At 74.8% G+C, this 14896-nt stretch carries 19 protein-coding genes; 12 read left to right on the top strand and 7 right to left on the bottom strand.

The features are described from left to right. The 7 genes from ACGRHY_RS30030 to ACGRHY_RS30000 all read right to left on the bottom strand — a co-directional run. On the bottom strand, positions 1-781 hold a 781-nt coding region (locus tag ACGRHY_RS30030; protein ID WP_394638831.1), incomplete at its 3' end, for a hypothetical protein. A 587-nt stretch (positions 782-1368) separates the two neighbouring features. Continuing rightward, a complete protein-coding gene (locus ACGRHY_RS30025; protein ID WP_394638830.1) occupies positions 1369-1707 on the bottom strand; it encodes a hypothetical protein in 339 nt (112 codons plus the stop codon). 84 nt (positions 1708-1791) lie between these two features. After that, positions 1792-2007, bottom strand: a complete 216-nt coding sequence (locus ACGRHY_RS30020; RefSeq protein ID WP_394638829.1) for a hypothetical protein — start codon at positions 2005-2007, stop codon at positions 1792-1794. Positions 2008-2091: 84 nt separating this feature from the next. Beyond that, positions 2092-3879: a P-loop NTPase family protein gene (locus tag ACGRHY_RS30015; protein WP_394638828.1), complete on the bottom strand. Its 1788-nt coding sequence runs from the start codon at positions 3877-3879 to the stop codon at positions 2092-2094. 97 nt (positions 3880-3976) lie between these two features. Further along, the gene (locus tag ACGRHY_RS30010) at positions 3977-4996 is read right to left on the bottom strand and encodes a hypothetical protein (RefSeq protein WP_394638827.1); all 1020 of its coding nucleotides are present in this window, start codon (positions 4994-4996) and stop codon (positions 3977-3979) included. Then, positions 4993-5385: a hypothetical protein gene (locus tag ACGRHY_RS30005; protein ID WP_394638826.1), complete on the bottom strand. Its 393-nt coding sequence runs from the start codon at positions 5383-5385 to the stop codon at positions 4993-4995. The genes ACGRHY_RS30010 and ACGRHY_RS30005 overlap by 4 nt, the downstream gene beginning before the upstream one ends. Then, the gene (locus tag ACGRHY_RS30000; RefSeq protein ID WP_394638825.1) at positions 5382-5573 is read right to left on the bottom strand and encodes a hypothetical protein; all 192 of its coding nucleotides are present in this window, start codon (positions 5571-5573) and stop codon (positions 5382-5384) included. Before ACGRHY_RS30000 ends, ACGRHY_RS30005 begins: the two co-directional genes overlap by 4 nt. A gap of 209 nt (positions 5574-5782) precedes the next feature. Here ACGRHY_RS30000 and ACGRHY_RS29995 point away from each other — a divergent pair, with 209 nt between their 5' ends. The 12 genes from ACGRHY_RS29995 to ACGRHY_RS29940 all read left to right on the top strand — a co-directional run bounded on the left by ACGRHY_RS29995 (position 5783) and on the right by ACGRHY_RS29940 (position 14386). After that, positions 5783-6004, top strand: coding sequence for a hypothetical protein (locus ACGRHY_RS29995; protein ID WP_394638824.1), 222 nt, complete (start codon positions 5783-5785; stop codon positions 6002-6004). Between the two features lie 109 nt (positions 6005-6113). After that, on the top strand, positions 6114-6476 hold the full coding sequence (locus ACGRHY_RS29990; RefSeq protein ID WP_394638823.1) for a hypothetical protein: 363 nt from the start codon (positions 6114-6116) through the stop codon (positions 6474-6476). A gap of 138 nt (positions 6477-6614) precedes the next feature. Continuing rightward, entirely contained in the window at positions 6615-7682 is a 1068-nt protein-coding gene (locus tag ACGRHY_RS29985; RefSeq protein WP_394638822.1) for a hypothetical protein, read from the top strand. A 375-nt stretch (positions 7683-8057) separates the two neighbouring features. Continuing rightward, positions 8058-9809 carry a DUF8841 domain-containing protein gene (locus ACGRHY_RS29980; protein ID WP_394638821.1) on the top strand — a complete coding sequence of 584 codons (1752 nt, stop codon included), beginning with the start codon at positions 8058-8060 and terminating at the stop codon, positions 9807-9809. After that, positions 9802-10341, top strand: coding sequence for a hypothetical protein (locus ACGRHY_RS29975; RefSeq protein ID WP_394638820.1), 540 nt, complete (start codon positions 9802-9804; stop codon positions 10339-10341). The genes ACGRHY_RS29980 and ACGRHY_RS29975 overlap by 8 nt, the downstream gene beginning before the upstream one ends. A 208-nt stretch (positions 10342-10549) precedes the next feature. Then, positions 10550-10825, top strand: a complete 276-nt coding sequence (locus ACGRHY_RS29970; protein WP_394638819.1) for a hypothetical protein — start codon at positions 10550-10552, stop codon at positions 10823-10825. 139 nt (positions 10826-10964) lie between these two features. Beyond that, entirely contained in the window at positions 10965-12134 is a 1170-nt protein-coding gene (locus tag ACGRHY_RS29965; protein WP_394638818.1) for an endonuclease domain-containing protein, read from the top strand. A 148-nt stretch (positions 12135-12282) separates the two neighbouring features. After that, positions 12283-12510 carry a hypothetical protein gene (locus ACGRHY_RS29960; RefSeq protein ID WP_394638817.1) on the top strand — a complete coding sequence of 76 codons (228 nt, stop codon included), beginning with the start codon at positions 12283-12285 and terminating at the stop codon, positions 12508-12510. A 90-nt stretch (positions 12511-12600) separates the two neighbouring features. Further along, on the top strand, positions 12601-12867 hold the full coding sequence (locus ACGRHY_RS29955) for a hypothetical protein (RefSeq protein ID WP_394638816.1): 267 nt from the start codon (positions 12601-12603) through the stop codon (positions 12865-12867). A gap of 97 nt (positions 12868-12964) precedes the next feature. Beyond that, a complete protein-coding gene (locus ACGRHY_RS29950) occupies positions 12965-13405 on the top strand; it encodes an NUDIX domain-containing protein (protein WP_394638815.1) in 441 nt (146 codons plus the stop codon). Between the two features lie 91 nt (positions 13406-13496). Continuing rightward, positions 13497-14195 (top strand): hypothetical protein, encoded by a 699-nt coding sequence (locus ACGRHY_RS29945; RefSeq protein ID WP_394638814.1) that lies wholly within the window; start codon positions 13497-13499, stop codon positions 14193-14195. Next, entirely contained in the window at positions 14192-14386 is a 195-nt protein-coding gene (locus tag ACGRHY_RS29940; RefSeq protein ID WP_394638813.1) for a hypothetical protein, read from the top strand. The genes ACGRHY_RS29945 and ACGRHY_RS29940 overlap by 4 nt, the downstream gene beginning before the upstream one ends. Positions 14387-14896: the final 510 nt, after the last annotated feature.

The following is a 14896-nucleotide window of genomic DNA, read 5'->3' as shown; positions in this document are numbered from 1 at the left end:
AGAGGAGATTCGGGCCGCCGAGACTGCGCACGATCATGCACACGCTGTCCCGGCGCCGTTCGTCGCGGTAGGCCGCTTGTGGGTCCTGGTAGGCCGCAGGGGCGCTCTGGTGGCCCGGGAGCGGGTGCAGGTGGCGAGGCGGCGCCGTGGGGGCCGGGGCGGGCGCAGGGGGCGGCACCGGGGCGACGGGGCGAGGGGCGGCGGTCCGTGCCGCCGTCGTCGTCCTGGTGGCGCGGGCCGGGCCGGTGGGGATGCGGCGGGGCCGTCGGCAGTCCGGGCACCGGATCGTGTTGCCGGGGGCGGCGGCGGTGCGCCATGTCGCCCCGCAGTGGAGACAGTCGATGATCCGGCCGTCGTCGTCGGCGGGGCGGAAGAGTCCGCCGAGCACCGCGAGGAACCCGCCACGGCTGGAGCTGCTGGAGCTGCTGGAGCTGCGGGCGGGGGCCGGCCCCGCGTCGGCCGGGACGGGCGAGGGGCGGCGGGGCGTGCCGGGCTCGATGGCGTCGCGGGCGCCCGCGGGTACCCGGCGCGGGTGTCGGCAGGACGGGCACCGGATGGTGCCGCCCGCTCTGGCCCGGGTGCGCCACTGGTGGCCGCAGGCGAGGCAGTGCACCGGGACCTGCGGCCGGGTGGCGCCGACGGGCACGGGGATGGCGGCGCCGCACCCGCCGCGCGCCGTCGGGCACCGGGTGGTGTTGCCGCTCTGCCGGGTGGTGACGCTGCGCCCGCATACGGGGCACACGACGGTTGTTTCTGCGGGGAGCTGTTCCGCGCCGTACATCGCACGTCCTTTCCGTGGATTCCATGTGCTCTGTCATTTCTCGCACGTCGTACTGACACCCGCATATACGTGCCGTGCATTTCGCGGTGCAGCCGGAAACGCACGGCCGTGTGCACTGCGCGGGGCGGTGCATCCGCCACGGCGAGGCGGTGCACCCGGCGGTGCACGGCCGGGTGCGAGGGGCGGCGGGGCCGTCGTCGGCGGGCACCGGGCGAGGCGCTGCACGGCCGGGTGCACCGGGCGGTGCGAGGCGCTGCGCCGGGCGAGGCGGTGCAGATGCGAGGGGGCGGCGGTGCACGGGCGAGGCGCTGCACCGGGCGGTGCGGGGCCGGGGCGTCGTCGGCGTCGTCGCCCTGGTGGTGGGCGGTGCGGGGCGGAATCCGCGGAGTCTTCCCCGGGCGGAAGGGCGCGCGGGGCGCACCGGCTCCCACCTGCATAGCCGCGCGTAATACGTGCGGGGAAGCGGAGTTGCCCGGGGGGAAGCGGCGCGGTGTCTTCCCCGTGGGGAACGCACGCGAAGCGGCCCCGGGCCGGAGCCCGGGGCCGCGAGGGGCGAGGGGAGCGAGGGGCCGGCCCCTCGCCCGGGGTCAGTCGGTGTCGGCGGGGGCGTCGTCCCGGCGCCACCCGGCCGCGTCCGCCAGCCACAGGGCGAGGCGTTCGGCGCGGCCCCACGCGGGGCCGGTGCGCGGCCCGGCGGTGAGTTGGGCGCTGAGGGCGTAGACGGCCGTCAGCAGGTCTTCCGGGGCCGCTTCCCGGGGCGCGGGCAGGGTGGCCGCGTCGGTGTCCATGCCGGGGCCTGTGGCGCCGTCTGCGGGCGCGGGGCCGCCGACGGTGGCGAGGGCCTGCCGGGCGGCGGTCCCGGCCGTCTCCACGGCCGCCAGGGCGTGCAGCACGTCCGGGTGGGGGGTCGGTGTCGTCGGGTTCATGTCGGTGTCCTTCCGTCGTCGTGCGGGAGCTGGTGGCGGCGGCCCCGGTACGTCATCCGCTTCACGTACCGGGGCCGCCGTACGTCATCCGGTCTTTGCGGCCGGGGCGGTGGTGGCGGACCAGGTGCCGCGCATCCGCCACAGGACCAGGGCGTAACCGGCGAGGCCGATAGCCACGGCCCACATTGCGGGGGCGTGCGCGAGGGTGGCGAGGATGCCCAGCAGGATTCCGACGGCCCGCGCCAGCAGGATTACCGGGTGAGTGGCGGGCGGTTGTGTGCGGTTGGTGGTGCTGGTCATGATGGCTGTACCTCCTTTTCCGGAGTAGCGGGCCGCCCTTTCCCTGGTTGGGAAGCGGAGAAAGGGCGGCCCTTTTGTGTGCCGCTATTCGCCCGCGGCTTCTTTCTCTTCGCCTTCCGCCGTTTTCTTTCCGGGGCGGTTGGCGTGCCATTCGGTGAGCTGTTCCGCCGTCCACCGATCACGCTTTCCGGTGTCGGCGGGGGCGGGGAAGCCGGTGCGCTGCCGGGCTTTCTTGAGTGCTTCGTAGGAGAGCGGCACGACGTTTTCGCGGGCCGCTTCGGCGAGGGTGTAGAGGCGGGGCCGGGGCGGCTCCGCGGCCCCGCCGTCGCCCTTCACGAGCGTGAGAACGGGTGTCCCCGTCCCCGTCGGCGCGGTGTCCCGTCCCTGGTCACACACGCTCACCCCGTCGGGACGTCCCTGCGGGGACACGGGGGCCGGTTCTTCCCAGCCCTGCGCCTCGCGGGCGGCGAGGCAGTAGGCCCGGATTTCCTCCGGGGTGGCGTAGGGCGCCTGCACCCATGTGTGCGCGCCGCCGTCCACCACGATGAAACGGCCCCGCTTTTTCTGCGAACGCGGAATAGGTGTGGTGCCGATGAGCATTCGCCACGCCTGCCACGTGAAGCGGCCCAGCATCCGGAAACCGAAGGAGTCGCGCAGGCCCCGGCCGCCGGTAGAGGCGTCGTCCATCCGCTGAAAGACGGCAATCATGTTGGCGTTGGCCTGCCGTCCCATGCGGAGAATGGCCGCGATATCGCCCCACACCGGGGGTTGTGCGGGGTCGCCCTTTTTCTTGACTTCCCGCCAGTAGTCTTTGGACAGGTCGGAAAACATGTTGCCCTCTTCGAGCATGAGGACCATGCGCGGGAATTCCAGCGACCTGTCTTGCGTCCACTGCGCGAAGCGGTCTTCCATCGTCTCCCGGAATCGGCGGATGGCGTCCCACATCGCGCCCACGTCGCGCGGGTCGTTGTGGATCTCGACACCGGGCACCCCAACGAGGGGGTCAAGGGACACGTACTTGGGGTCGATGCCCACCAGGGTGGCGCCCTGCGCAACGAGCTGCGCGGCGACGGTCCACAGGAACACGCTCTTCCCGCCGCCGGACCCGATGGACAGGCCCCACATGGGCTCTTCGCGGACGAAATCGCCGCGCACCGGCAGGCCCCGGCTGTTGAGCCCGACGACGATCTCACCGGGCGCGTTCTGCGCGATGTGGGGCAGGACTTCCGCCCACTTCACCATGCCGGGCGGGGACGGGGCGCGGGTGAAGACGGCCGTGAACGGCGCCTCGCGCAGCCTCCATTCCGCGTCCCAGTCACCGCCCAGACGGGCCGCCACGATGGATTCCACGGCCTTCCGGTCCCCGTGCCACCCGTCCGGGACGGGCACGGTCACGGTGGCGTCCTCGCGGTCCGTACGGCCGGGCACCACCAGGCCGCGCAGCACGTTGTCCGGCGAGTTCTCCAGCGGCCGGGCGAGCGCCTTCGCCAGCGGCCGGACCACACGGCGGCGCCGGGACCAGCCAAGCACCGCCTCACTGGTGCGGTAGCCGGACCACACGGCGGCGGTCCCGGCCGCCGTGGCGGCGGCGCCTTCCGCGAGTGCCGGCGCCACGATGGCGGCGGCCCCTTCGGCGGCGGCACCGGCCGTCCATGCCCACCGGATCGCCGCGCGCTGGAGCCGGGGCCGGTAGGACCAGCGGCGGGCGCGGCCGGACTCGTGCAGCACCGCGTCCCCGGGCTCGGTCCATGTGGCGTTCGTCCGGGGCACCCCGTCGTACTCCAGCCCGGTCACGTGCCGGTACAGCACGCGGGTCACGGTCATGGGCGGGGCGTCGGTGCGCCGCGCCCCCTTCTTACCTGCGATACTCACTGGTGCTTCACTCCCTGGTTAGGTCAGGCGAGATGAGGCATCCGGTGCGCCCCTGCCCAGCTCGTTTGGGCAGGGGCGCTGCCGTTTGCCCGGGGGGTCAGCCCTGCTTCCGCAGGGGCACCACGGCGCCTTCCTCGCCCTGGTCCTCGCGGCCGTCGGCGGCCGTCTCCGCGTCGCGGTTCTTCACCTGCCGCACGTAGTCCGCCGTCGTCTGCACGCCGTAGTCCGCGAGGACTTCCGCGATCTGCGCCGGGGTGTAGTCCGGGCGGCGGCGCAGCGCGATGCGGATGGCGTCGGCCTTCTTGAGATTGGCGAGGGTCGGCGGCTCCAGCGGGGCGGGTGCCTCGCCGTCGTCGTCCTGGTCCTCGCGCATCTGCACCGCCGGGGCCGTCGCAGGTGCACCGGCCGTGCCCTGCGCCCCGTTCAGCAGCGCGAGGGCGGCGGCGAGTTGTTCGGCCGTCACTCCGGCCGGGAGGGCGGGCGCCGTGGCGGTTGCACCGGGCAGTGCCGGGGCGGCCGTCGCGGGTGCCACGGGGGCCGGGGCGGTTGCACTGTCGGCGGCCGGGGCGGGTGCCTCGCGGTGCACGGTGTGCGACGTGTCGTCGTCCACCATCACCGGGGCGGGTGCGATGCGCTGCCATGCGTCCCGGCGCAGCGCGTCCATCGTGTGTCCCCGGAAGAGGAGCCAGACGAGCCCGGTAAGGGTGCGGTGCTTCAGCTCGAACCCGATCTCGAACGCTAGCGGCGCGGCGCCCAGCACGACGGCCGTCATCCAGCCGCCGCCCTCCATCGCCATGCCGTGCGCGAAGTTCACCACGGCCGACGCCAGCAGCGCGGCCGTCATGGCGAGGCGGGCGCCGAGCGCGGTGTGAGGCTGCATCCGCCGTTCGTAGACCTGGAGCGCGGCCAGCAGCGCCACGCCATCGAACACGCCGACGCCCAGCAGCGCGACGGGGAGCGGGGCGCCCACCTCCATGAGCAGCGTCGCCAGGGACCAGCCGGACAGGCCGAGACTGACCAGCGCGAGGACAGCGACGATGAGCGTCGTCACGGTGGCGGACATGGGCCGCTTCGGCTTCTTCGGCTTCTTCGGCATCGGGGGTACGGAGACGTTCACAGGGTCTTCCCTTCGGTGTCGGTGGTGCTGGTGGTGTCGGCGGCCCCGGCCGGGACCAGCGCGCCCGCCCACGAGAGCGGAGCGATGACCACGGCCGGGGCGCCCTGGTGGCTGATGCCGGTGGGGCACCGCAGGGTGTCCGCCCGGTACACCAGGTCGAGGAGCAAGTCAGCGCCCGCGGCTTCCGGGAGCTGCGGCACGTCCTCGCCCCAGGGGCCGGCTATCGCGGCGGCCGTGGCGTAGGACAGCAGTAGGGCGGTGTCGGCGGCCGGGCCGCCCACCGTGATGACGGTGGGCGGCACCGCGCCGGGGTCAGCCAGCACCCGGCCCAGGAAGGCGCGCAGCGCCTCCACCGGCATCCGGGGCCGCTGTTCGGCGGTAACGGTCACTCAGTTCGTTCCTCTCCGGTCAGGGCGGTGACGGTGGCCGGGAGATTCTGTTGGGCCACCTTGCACGCCGCCGTGAGCGCTTCCGAGAGGTCTACGCGGCGGCTGACCTGCCCCGTCAGGGCGTACGTCAGAGTCCGCAGCGCTTCCCGGCTCGCGGGCGTGACGCGCAGGGTCACGTAGTCGGCCATCGGGTGCTCTCCTATCTCGGCGGCGAGGCCACCTTTACGAATCAAGCGATACCAGTTGCGCCGTTCGTCATAGCGCGTCAACATCTTATCGGGGATCGGCTGGAGCGCGGGGGCGCTCGCGCACCGCGCCGGGCGCCCCCGGGATCTTGCGCATGATCGTGTGCGGGGTGTAGGAATCAAGCGAATACGCGACTACGGGAGGTTGGACAGTGACCGCAGGCCCGACGCAGGTGGTGACGGTGCGTCTGTTGCCGCACGTCTTCGAAGCGCTCCAGCGGGAGTTGGGGCTGTCCCGGGAGACGGGTGCGACGGACACGATGCGGGCCGCCATCACCCGTCTGACCAGCATTCCGGCGGACCAGATGACGGCCCCTCGCGGCGGCCGTCGGCCGGGTGCGGGGCGTCCGCCGAAGCGGCGGGCGGTGGCGTAGCGACCGCCTATACGTTCCGGTATGGGGGTGCTGACCAGCACAATGCGCCCACCGGGCTTGAATTCAAGCGGATGAGATCTAGCGTCAGGACAGGGAGGAGGTGGACAGGATGGCCCGGCCGTTCACGGCGGAAGACGCCCGTATCTGGTGGAAGTTCGGGGAGGGCGGCGAGGAAGAGGAGTTCCCCGGCGCGGCGGCGGTGTGGGCGCGCGGGTTGCGCACGGTGAATCGCTGCCTGACGACGGACCTCACGGACCTGTTCGCCTCGCTCATCCCGGGCGCGGCTCTGTCGGTGCTGCTGTTCCTGGTCCGCCGTGAGGCGGGGCCGGCCCCGGTGCCGGTGTGGGCGGCGGCCCGTCCGGTGCGCCGGATGCGTCCGCAGGCAGGGCACGGGGCCGTGGCTCCGGTGCGCGGCTCCCCGGGGGCGGGCGCAACTCCGCTTGCCCTTCCGGGAGCACGCCCACCGACCTAGGCCAGAAACGCCGAACGGCCCGGGGTCGGATCCCGGACCGTTCGCTAGTCCCGTAAGGAACTCAATGCGTAAGACCTACTCTAGCCGCTCGCTTCGCGGGCGCACTACCGCCGTCCGGCGAGGATGCGGGGCCGCCCGATGAGCGGCCAGCACCGCGACGTGCCGCCGGACGACTGCGCGTCGTGCTGCACGCTGTTCGCGGTGCTCACTGCCCACCACCAGGACGCGCCGGACGTGCGGCTGACGACGGCCGCCGTCGGGAAGCTGTCCAACGATCTCGGAGAGCGGGCCGCCCGGCTGCACCTGTCCCACCTGTACGCGCACCAGCGCATCAAGGCGGACCGCCGGACCCCGGTCCCGGGAGCCATGTGCGGGCGCACCGCCGCCGTGCAGCCGGGCATGGACCCGCTCCAGTGGGCGGCCGTCGTCGTCGTCCCGGACGCGACGTGCGGGCGGTTGCTCATGGCCTACGTGTCGTTGGCGCGGGGCCGGTGGGCCGGGCAGGCCACGGAAGCGGAGTTGGCCGACGCGGGCCGGATGAGCGTCCGCACGATGAAGCGGCACCGGCCGCACCTGCGGACGGCCGGGCTGCTGGTCCTGCGCCGACGGACGGTGCCGACGGGCGGCGCCCACCCTCGCAGGCTCCCGGATCAGTTCGAGTTGACCCCGGCGCCGGGTGTCCTCGCGGTGGACGTGCCGCAGACGCCCGCGACGCTGCACGAGCGGGCCGCCGACGTGATCACCGGCCTGTCCTGGTGGCACGGGGACGCCGCGGAGTACGGGCAGGCGGCGGCGGCCGTGGCCGACTGCCTGTCGCGCGGGTGGCCGGTGGCGGACGTGGCGCACGCCCTCACGGACCGGCTTCCGGCCCGGATTGCCCGCCCGGCCGCCTTCCTGGTGGCGCGGCTGCAAGAGCGGTTGCCCGGCTACGCCCCGGCGGTGCGGCGCGAGGCGGCGGCCCGGCCGGGACCGGTGGCGCCCCGGCGGGGCCGGTGCCGGGAGTGCGAGCGGCCGTTCGCGGACGGGCGGACCCCGGACGGGGCGCTGTGCGCCCGGTGCCGGGAGGAAGCGGAAGCGGCCGGGGCCAGTGTGCCCGCGCCGTGGGATGACCTCGCGGACTCCCGGGCGTCCGACTGGACGGCCCCGCCCCGTGCGCAGGTGGCCGCGCAGTTCGCGGCGCTGACCGGGCTGCGCGCCCCGGCCTAGATCACACACAACACAAGAGGGCGCCCCGGTGGTCGAGACCGGGACGCCCAGAGATGGAGGCACACGATGCGGTATCAGCGCAGCGTGACCGCCGCCCCGGATGCTATCGCGGGGTGCGGAGAGTGCGCCGGGTACGGGTGGCCCGGCTACGTACAGGTGTGGGCGGCGACGGATGAGCCGCGCTTCCCCCGGGGGGTCCGGCCGGTGTGGCGGCGGTGCCCGGCCGGGTGCACGCACGCCACCCGGGCGGCGGCGGCGGGCCGGGTGCGGGCCGCCCTCGCGGCCCCCTCGCCCGTGGCGGCGGCGGGTGCGGGGCCGGCGCCTGTGGCGGCCGTCCGCGAGGACCAGGACCAGGAAGAGAAGAGGGACCAGGACGTGAAGACGACGGGGGCGAGGACCAGGGCGAGGAAGGCCGCTTCCTCGCGGCCGGGCCGCCCGGTGCGGGAGCTGGTGGCGGCCGTCGCGGTGGACGTTGACGGCGGGGAGCTGGTGACCGACGCCGACGCGGTACCGGCCCCGGGCGGGAAGACGCTGCGGCACCTGTTCGCGTGGCTGGCGTCCGGCCTGCCGATCGGTGCGGAGCGGCTGCACAAGGACGGGCGCCGGGCGAACGGGACGGTAGCGGTGTCGGCGGCGGCGGCCCGTGCGCTGCGGCTCCCGGCGGCCCTGCCGGACGGCGCGGCCCTGGCGAAGCTGGAGAAGCGTCTACGCGAGGCGGCGGACGGGGCCGGGCTGTCCCTGGGGACCACGATCGGCCCCCGGATGCGGGTGTACGCCACCACGGCCCCGGAGCGGGGCGCGCGGGTGTCCCTCGCCCTGGTGGTGGTGCCGTGGCTGGCAGGGGCCGGGCAGAACGCGGAGCGGCGGCAGACGACGGACTACACGCTGCGCCTCGCGGACGGTCCGGACGGCCCGGACGCCCGCACCCTCGCCCGGCGCCTGCGCGCGTTCACCGATGACGTGGGACTGCCGCCGCTGGCGACGGCCGCGGTGACCTCCCGGGACCTGGTGGACGCCCTGCGGCCCCGGGAGACGTGGGGCGAGGACCGGCGCCGGGTACTGCGGGACGGCGCCCTGCCGTCCGGTGACACCTGCGTGCCGGTGGCGGCCGGGAAGCTGCACCCGCTGACGCTGGAGCGGATGCGGGCCGGTGAGCCTTTGTGCGAGGAAGAGGACTACTCGTGGGAGCGGCGCCCCACCGACGCGGAAGCGGCCCTGCCGTGGGCGGTGGCGGTGGACATCTCCGCTTCCTACCTGTCGGTGACTGAGACCCTGCGCCTTCCGGCCGGGCCGCTGGAGCACACCGCCGCCCCGGTGTGGGACGAGAAGACGGCCGGGCTGTGGCTGTGCGACTTCACCGGGCTGGAGACGGAAGACGCCCTGCCGCACCCGGCGGAGTCCAGCGGGCGCCCGCCCGCCGGCCCCGGCTGGTACGCGACGCCGACGGTGGCCTACATGGTGCGGGAGTACGGATTCGACCCCGCCACCATCCGCGAGGCGTACGTCAGCACCCGCACGGAAGCCTTCCTGCGGCAGTGGACTACCACCATCCGCGAGGCGTACAAGCGGCGCCTTGCGGTGCTGGGGCTGGTGGACGGAATCGACGGGGACGCCTTCCTGTCCGCGCACGCCGCGCGGCAGGACACCGACGGCGACCCCGCGAAGGGTGACGCCCTCGCCCTGGTGGCCGCTTACAAGGATCTCTACAAGAAGGGGGTGGGCCGCTGGATGTACTACGGCGGCGGGATGGACCCGGACGACTGGTTGAAGACGGTTGTGCCGCACTGGTCCTACCGGCCGGAAGTGCGGTTCCACATCATCGCGGCGGCCCGGATCGCCACGCACCGCCGGATGCGGAAGACGTACCGGCTCACCGGCCGCGCCCCGTTCGCGGTGAAGGTCGATTCGCTGCTGTACGCCTGCGAGGCGCCCTCGCCCCTGCCGCTCATCCCGCGTGCCGACGACGGCCGCCCGGTGCCCGGCGCCCTGCGGCTGGGGACCGCGCCGGGGAGCGTGAAGCACGACAAGACGATCCCGATGGCGGACGTCACCGAACACGACGGCCGGATCGTCCGGCTGATGGAGCACTACGGCCCGGCGGGGCGGATGGAGAAGCACGATGGCTAAGGGTCTGTTCCGCCGGGTGGCGGAGAAGCTGTTTCCCTCGCGGCAGGCGCCCGTGAAGACGACGACGCAGGCAACCCACGTCCGTGACCGGAAGTACGGCGGGAGCACGAGGCGGATGGCGCAGGCGTACGGCCGCTCTCAGCGCTCCATCGAACGATGGATCAAGGGTGACCGGATCCCGCGCGGGAAGGACGCCGCGAAGCTGGAGAGCGAGGCGGCGGCGGTACAGGTGACGGACCGGGGCCGGGAGCGGAAGGCGCGGCAGATGGAGAAGGCGCCGCAGGCCCCGGCCGGGCTGACGCTGCGGGTGGTGCTGCACGGCGGGGAAGCGAGCGTGAGCGGGTCGGACGTGGTGCGCCACGGCTCCCGCACCATCACGGCGCCCCTGACCAACGAACAGGCCGCAGCGTTCGTACGGTCCGGGGACACCCGGGATCTCAACGACGCGGTGACCGGCGCCCTCGCGGACTACTTCGGGGTGCAGCCGGGCGACCTGTCCCACTCCGGTGACTACGACGTGGATCTGCTGTGAGCGGCCCGCGCCCGCACCGGCCGCCGTACCTGCGGCCGGTGCCGTCGGACCGCTGCACCACTCCCACCCGGCCGGACGGGTACGGCGGGTGCCGCACCTGCGGCTACCCGGTGTGCACCGCGTGCGGGGCCGGGCACCTGCGGCGCCCCTCGCGGGACGCGGACCGGGTGTGCGAGCGGTGCCGGGCGCCGGAAGCGGTGCCGGTGTGGTGAGCGTGCGGAAGGCCGGCCCCGCCCGGGTGCGGTGCCCGCGCTGCGGGGCGCAGGTGATCCGGACCCCGCGCGGGGAGCTGCTGGAGCTGGAGCCGCACCCGCTCGCCATCGACCTGCCCGACGGGGGCCGCCTCACGCTCCACCAGGCCGCCGCCGCCGCCGTCGGGCGGACACCGCCGAAGGGGCACCACGTCCACATCGCGGCCCCCGGCTACGGCTGCCACCCGGCCGCCGCCGTGCAGCAACTCGCACTGTTCACCACGGCCGCATGAGGCAGGCCGGGAAGCCGCGGTGACGTACGACGGCCCCGGTACGTCTCCAAGTTGACGTACCGGGGCCGCCTCGCCTGCGCGGCCCCGGGGGCGGATGCGCCCGCCCCGGGGCCGCTGTCCGGACTGGAAGGAGTCCAGAGTGATCCCCACCGTACCCACGCCCCCGCCGCCCTCGCGGGAGCTGGTCCCCCTCGCCGCCGGGCGGGAGCTGCTGCACGCGCTGACGCGCGGGGCCGCCCTGCCGGTGGCCGCGCGCACCCTTGACCGGCCGGAGTTCGAGCGGCACGGGCATTGCGTCCTCGCGGACGTGCCGGTGCGCGGCTGGAAGGTGCGCGGCCGGTGGCTGGTGGACGAACGGCAGGTACGGGCGGCCGGGGCGGTGCTGGCGGCCCCGGTGGACCTGCGGGACCTGGTGCCGCTCCCGCGCCCGAAGGGGCCGGCGCCCGAAGCGGTGCCCGCGCCGGACGACTGGCGGCGGATCATCCGCTACGCCACCGATCAGCGCGGGTATCCGGCGGAGTGGACGGCGGAGCGCACCGCCCGCATCTGCGATTCCTACACCCTCGCCGGGGTGCGCTTCCTCGACCTGGTGGTGAGCGTCGGCGGGAAGTGGCGCATCCCTCGCGGGTACGTCGCGCTGCTGACCCGGTGGGGCCGGGTGACGGCCGCGCTCATGGCGGCGGCCCGGCTGTGCGAGGGGTGCGGCGCCGACGGCACGCCCCGCTACTGGCACAACGGGTGGCGGGTGGCGACGGCGGCCGGGTACGTGACGCTGTGCCCGCCGTGCCGGGTGGACGGCGCCGTGCCCTACTCCGGGGAGCTGTCCGGGGTGCCGTACCGGAAGGCGATCGCCGCGAAGCGCGGGCACGCCCCGGGCCGGTACGTGTGCTGCCTGTGCCCGAACCGGGCGACGCTGTGGGACCACTGCCACGATCACGGGTACGTGCGCGGGCCGCTGTGCGGGAGCTGCAACCAGGGCGAAGAGGGGTGGGCGGACGGCGCGGCCGGGCTGGAGCACCTGCGGCGGTGCGCCGGGTGCCGCGAGGCGGACACCCTCCCGGCCCGGCAGCGGGCCGTCCTCGCCCGGCGGCACGCCCGGCGGACCCTGCGGCACGGCCGGTGCCCCCTCGCTCCGGAGGTTCACCGGCTGGAGCCGCAAACCCTCGCGGACGGCCCCACCGGCACGGCCGGGGCGCTGCTGACGCTGCACTGCCCGACGCACCGCGCGCAGTGGGACGCGCTGCTGTCCCACGAGGACCTGCGGGCAGTGGTGCGCGCCCACGTCGCCGCGAAGCTTCCGCAGGGCTGACGACGGCCCGGCCGCCCCTCCCGGCCGGGCCGCCGCCGTGTCTGGCCGAATCGCGCCGGGTGCATGGCCGGTTACATGTGGTGATCTTTGTCGGGTAAGCCCTACAGTCTCCGTAGGGTCAACCGAACAGAACGGAAGGGGTGCCCCGATGGCACGGAAGATGCCGCGCAAGGTCTCGGACACGGTGCGGAAGGTGGCCGCGACGCTCGCCGTCCTGGTGGCCGTCGTCGTCTACGCGACGCTGCCGGACATGAACCGGGCCGCCCTCGCCCTGGTCCCCGCGGCCGTCGGCGGGGCCGTCTACGTCGCCCTGCGGGCCGGGGCCGCCTCGATGTGGGGCGCGCTCGCCACCCGCCGCGCGGCGCCCCGCCGATAGCGCACCGGGGCGGCCCCTCCCTGGCAGGACACGGCCGCCCCGGCGCTGACCCCCTCCATCCCGTCACAGAAGAGAGAGGTACTACCCATCATGCGACGACGACTGTTCACCCGTGACGCGCTGGAGCGCGAAGCGCGTACGGCCGCGAACGTGGCGACGGGCGCCCGACAGCAGATGATCCGGGCCGCCGACGGCACCCCGGAAGGGGAGCAGCGGGCCGCCCGGTACCGCGAGGAAGCCGACGCGGAGGAGCTGCACAGCATCCGGGCGCGCGAGGCGGCGGACACGCCCGCGTGGCGCCGGAAGCCGGTGGCGACCCCGCCCGGCTACCTCGCCCGGCTGTACGGCAAGGACTGACGGCCGCCCGTCCCCGCCCGGCCCACCACGGCCGGGCGGGGACGGGGAGCCGGACCAGCACCGGCCCAAACTGACTCACGACCAGGAGGAGCCAGACATGAGCGAGACCTTCGAGACCATCCGCTACACCGCCGACGTGGTCGTCACTACGAACGATGGTCGCGTGCTGCTGATCGAGCGGGACTGGCCGCCCTTCGAGGGCGCGTGGGCGCTGCCCGGTGGCCACGTTGACCCGGGGGAGACCAGCCGTGAGGCCGCCGCCCGTGAGCTGGCCGAGGAGACCGGCGTGCACGCGGCGCCGGCGGAGCTGGAGCAGCTCGGGGTGTGGGACGCCCCCGGCCGGGACCCGCGCGGCCGGTACGTCACCGCGGCCTACCGCCTGACGGTGGTCTCCGGCACGCCTGCCGAGGCCGGTGACGACGCCCGCAGCGTCCAGTGGTGGCCCCTGAACAACCTCCCGGAACGCCTGGCGTTCGACCACGCCGACATCCTCGCCGCCGCCCGCCTCGCGGAACTCCTGCCCAACCGCAACGGCTGACGGTTGCCCGTCCTCGCCCTGGTCCTCGCGGCCGGGGCGGGGGCGGGGAGCCGGACCAGCACCGGCCCCACCGACACGGAAGGAACCGACGATGCCCGACGCCGACACCCGGCGCCGCCTCGCCAACCTACAGAGCGCCGTGCGCCTCGCCGCTATCACGCTGCGCGCCACGGCCGCCGCCGCCGACGACGGCCGCCCCATCGACACCGCCGCCCTGCGCGGCGCCGCCGCCGACCTTGACGCCCTCGCCACCGACCCCCGGAAGGACACCGCCCCCATGACCCGCGTGCACACCGACGAACCGCAGTACGCCGCCCACAACGGCCGCATCAGCCTGCGCCACGCCGACACCGAAGCGAAGCTGCCGCCCAACGGCGCAACGACCTGGTGGGCCGACGGCACCACGTCCTACGTGCTGAACTTCCGGTCCGGCCACGTGCACGGGTGGACGATCGCGGATGAGGCCGACACCGTGATTCAGGCGGTGGACTCCCTGCGCGCCGGGGAAGAGATCAGCGGAGACAGGCTGTGGCACGCGCTCCAGGACGTGAGGCGCCTGCGCACCCGGCTGGAGGCGGTAGAGGCCGAACTCATCCTGTACGCCCGGGAGAACGGCACCGACGGCCGCCCGCGGATGCCCCTGCGCGAGATCGGGGAGAACCTCGGGCTGCACCACACCACCGTGGCGGAGCGGCACGGCCGCCTCGCCGCCGGGGAACACGCCCCGTGGCGGCATTGGCTGGTGCAGGGCACGGCCCGCGCCGACATGTACGGCGGCACCGGCCGATGAGCGCCCGCGCCCTGCGGCTGTGGCAGGCCACCGTAGGCGGCGGGTTCGTCGCCGTCCTGGTCCTGGTCAACCGGCACGCCTACCCGGTGTGGGTAGACCTGGTGGTGTACGCCGTGGCGTTCACCATGGGCGCCACCCTGGTGCGCGCCATCGCGGACAACGGGCACCGCCGCCGGGACACACCCGGCTGACCCCGCCCCGTTCCGCCCCCGGGTGTCAGCGGCCCCCGCTACCGTGGCACCACGGCCCCGCGCCCCCACCCTCGCGGCCCCTGTCCTTCCCCCCGGGCAGGGGCCGCCCCCATGCCCGGGGCCGGCCTTCCCCGCCGCCCCCTCGCCCGACGCCCCCGGCACCGCGCAGCGGGGCCGCCCCTCCCCGGGGGCAGGGCGAAAACCCAGAACCTACACAACGATGCATCAACCGGCCCAACCTTCCCCATAATTGGGCACACCCCCAATCCCGCCCCCTCGCCCGGGAAGTGACCTACCGCCACCCGGCGCCCCCTCGCTCGCCCCTGCGGGGCCGCGCAGCGGCACCGCCCCGGCCCCCGCACAGCGGGGCCGCTCCCTCGCCGCGCGAAGCGCGGCGCACCGGGGGCGCGCAGCGCCCCCGGCCCCCTGCCGGAGCGGCGAAGCCGCCCGGCGCGGAGGGGCGAAGCCCCGGAGCATCGCCGAAGGCGATCCCGGGCATCGGGGGAGCCA

Source organism: Streptomyces shinuiensis (assembly GCF_043660855.1).
In the GTDB taxonomy this organism is placed as follows: domain Bacteria; phylum Actinomycetota; class Actinomycetes; order Streptomycetales; family Streptomycetaceae; genus Streptomyces.
Note: the sequence above shows the minus strand (reverse complement) of the source record. Positions and strands in the feature narration are given on the sequence as shown.

Excerpts from the sequence above, each read along its gene's own strand:
- ACGRHY_RS30025 (WP_394638830.1), bottom strand. The coding sequence starts at position 1,707 with ATGAACCCGACGACACCGACCCCCCACCCGGACGTGCTGCACGCCCTG.
- ACGRHY_RS30020 (WP_394638829.1), bottom strand. The coding sequence starts at position 2,007 with ATGACCAGCACCACCAACCGCACACAACCGCCCGCCACTCACCCGGTA.
- ACGRHY_RS30000 (WP_394638825.1), bottom strand. The coding sequence starts at position 5,573 with ATGGCCGACTACGTGACCCTGCGCGTCACGCCCGCGAGCCGGGAAGCG.
- ACGRHY_RS29990 (WP_394638823.1), top strand. The coding sequence starts at position 6,114 with ATGGCCCGGCCGTTCACGGCGGAAGACGCCCGTATCTGGTGGAAGTTC.
- ACGRHY_RS29985 (WP_394638822.1), top strand. The coding sequence starts at position 6,615 with ATGAGCGGCCAGCACCGCGACGTGCCGCCGGACGACTGCGCGTCGTGC.
- ACGRHY_RS29975 (WP_394638820.1), top strand. The coding sequence starts at position 9,802 with ATGGCTAAGGGTCTGTTCCGCCGGGTGGCGGAGAAGCTGTTTCCCTCG.
- ACGRHY_RS29960 (WP_394638817.1), top strand. The coding sequence starts at position 12,283 with ATGGCACGGAAGATGCCGCGCAAGGTCTCGGACACGGTGCGGAAGGTG.
- ACGRHY_RS29955 (WP_394638816.1), top strand. The coding sequence starts at position 12,601 with ATGCGACGACGACTGTTCACCCGTGACGCGCTGGAGCGCGAAGCGCGT.
- ACGRHY_RS29950 (WP_394638815.1), top strand. The coding sequence starts at position 12,965 with ATGAGCGAGACCTTCGAGACCATCCGCTACACCGCCGACGTGGTCGTC.
- ACGRHY_RS29945 (WP_394638814.1), top strand. The coding sequence starts at position 13,497 with ATGCCCGACGCCGACACCCGGCGCCGCCTCGCCAACCTACAGAGCGCC.
- ACGRHY_RS29940 (WP_394638813.1), top strand. The coding sequence starts at position 14,192 with ATGAGCGCCCGCGCCCTGCGGCTGTGGCAGGCCACCGTAGGCGGCGGG.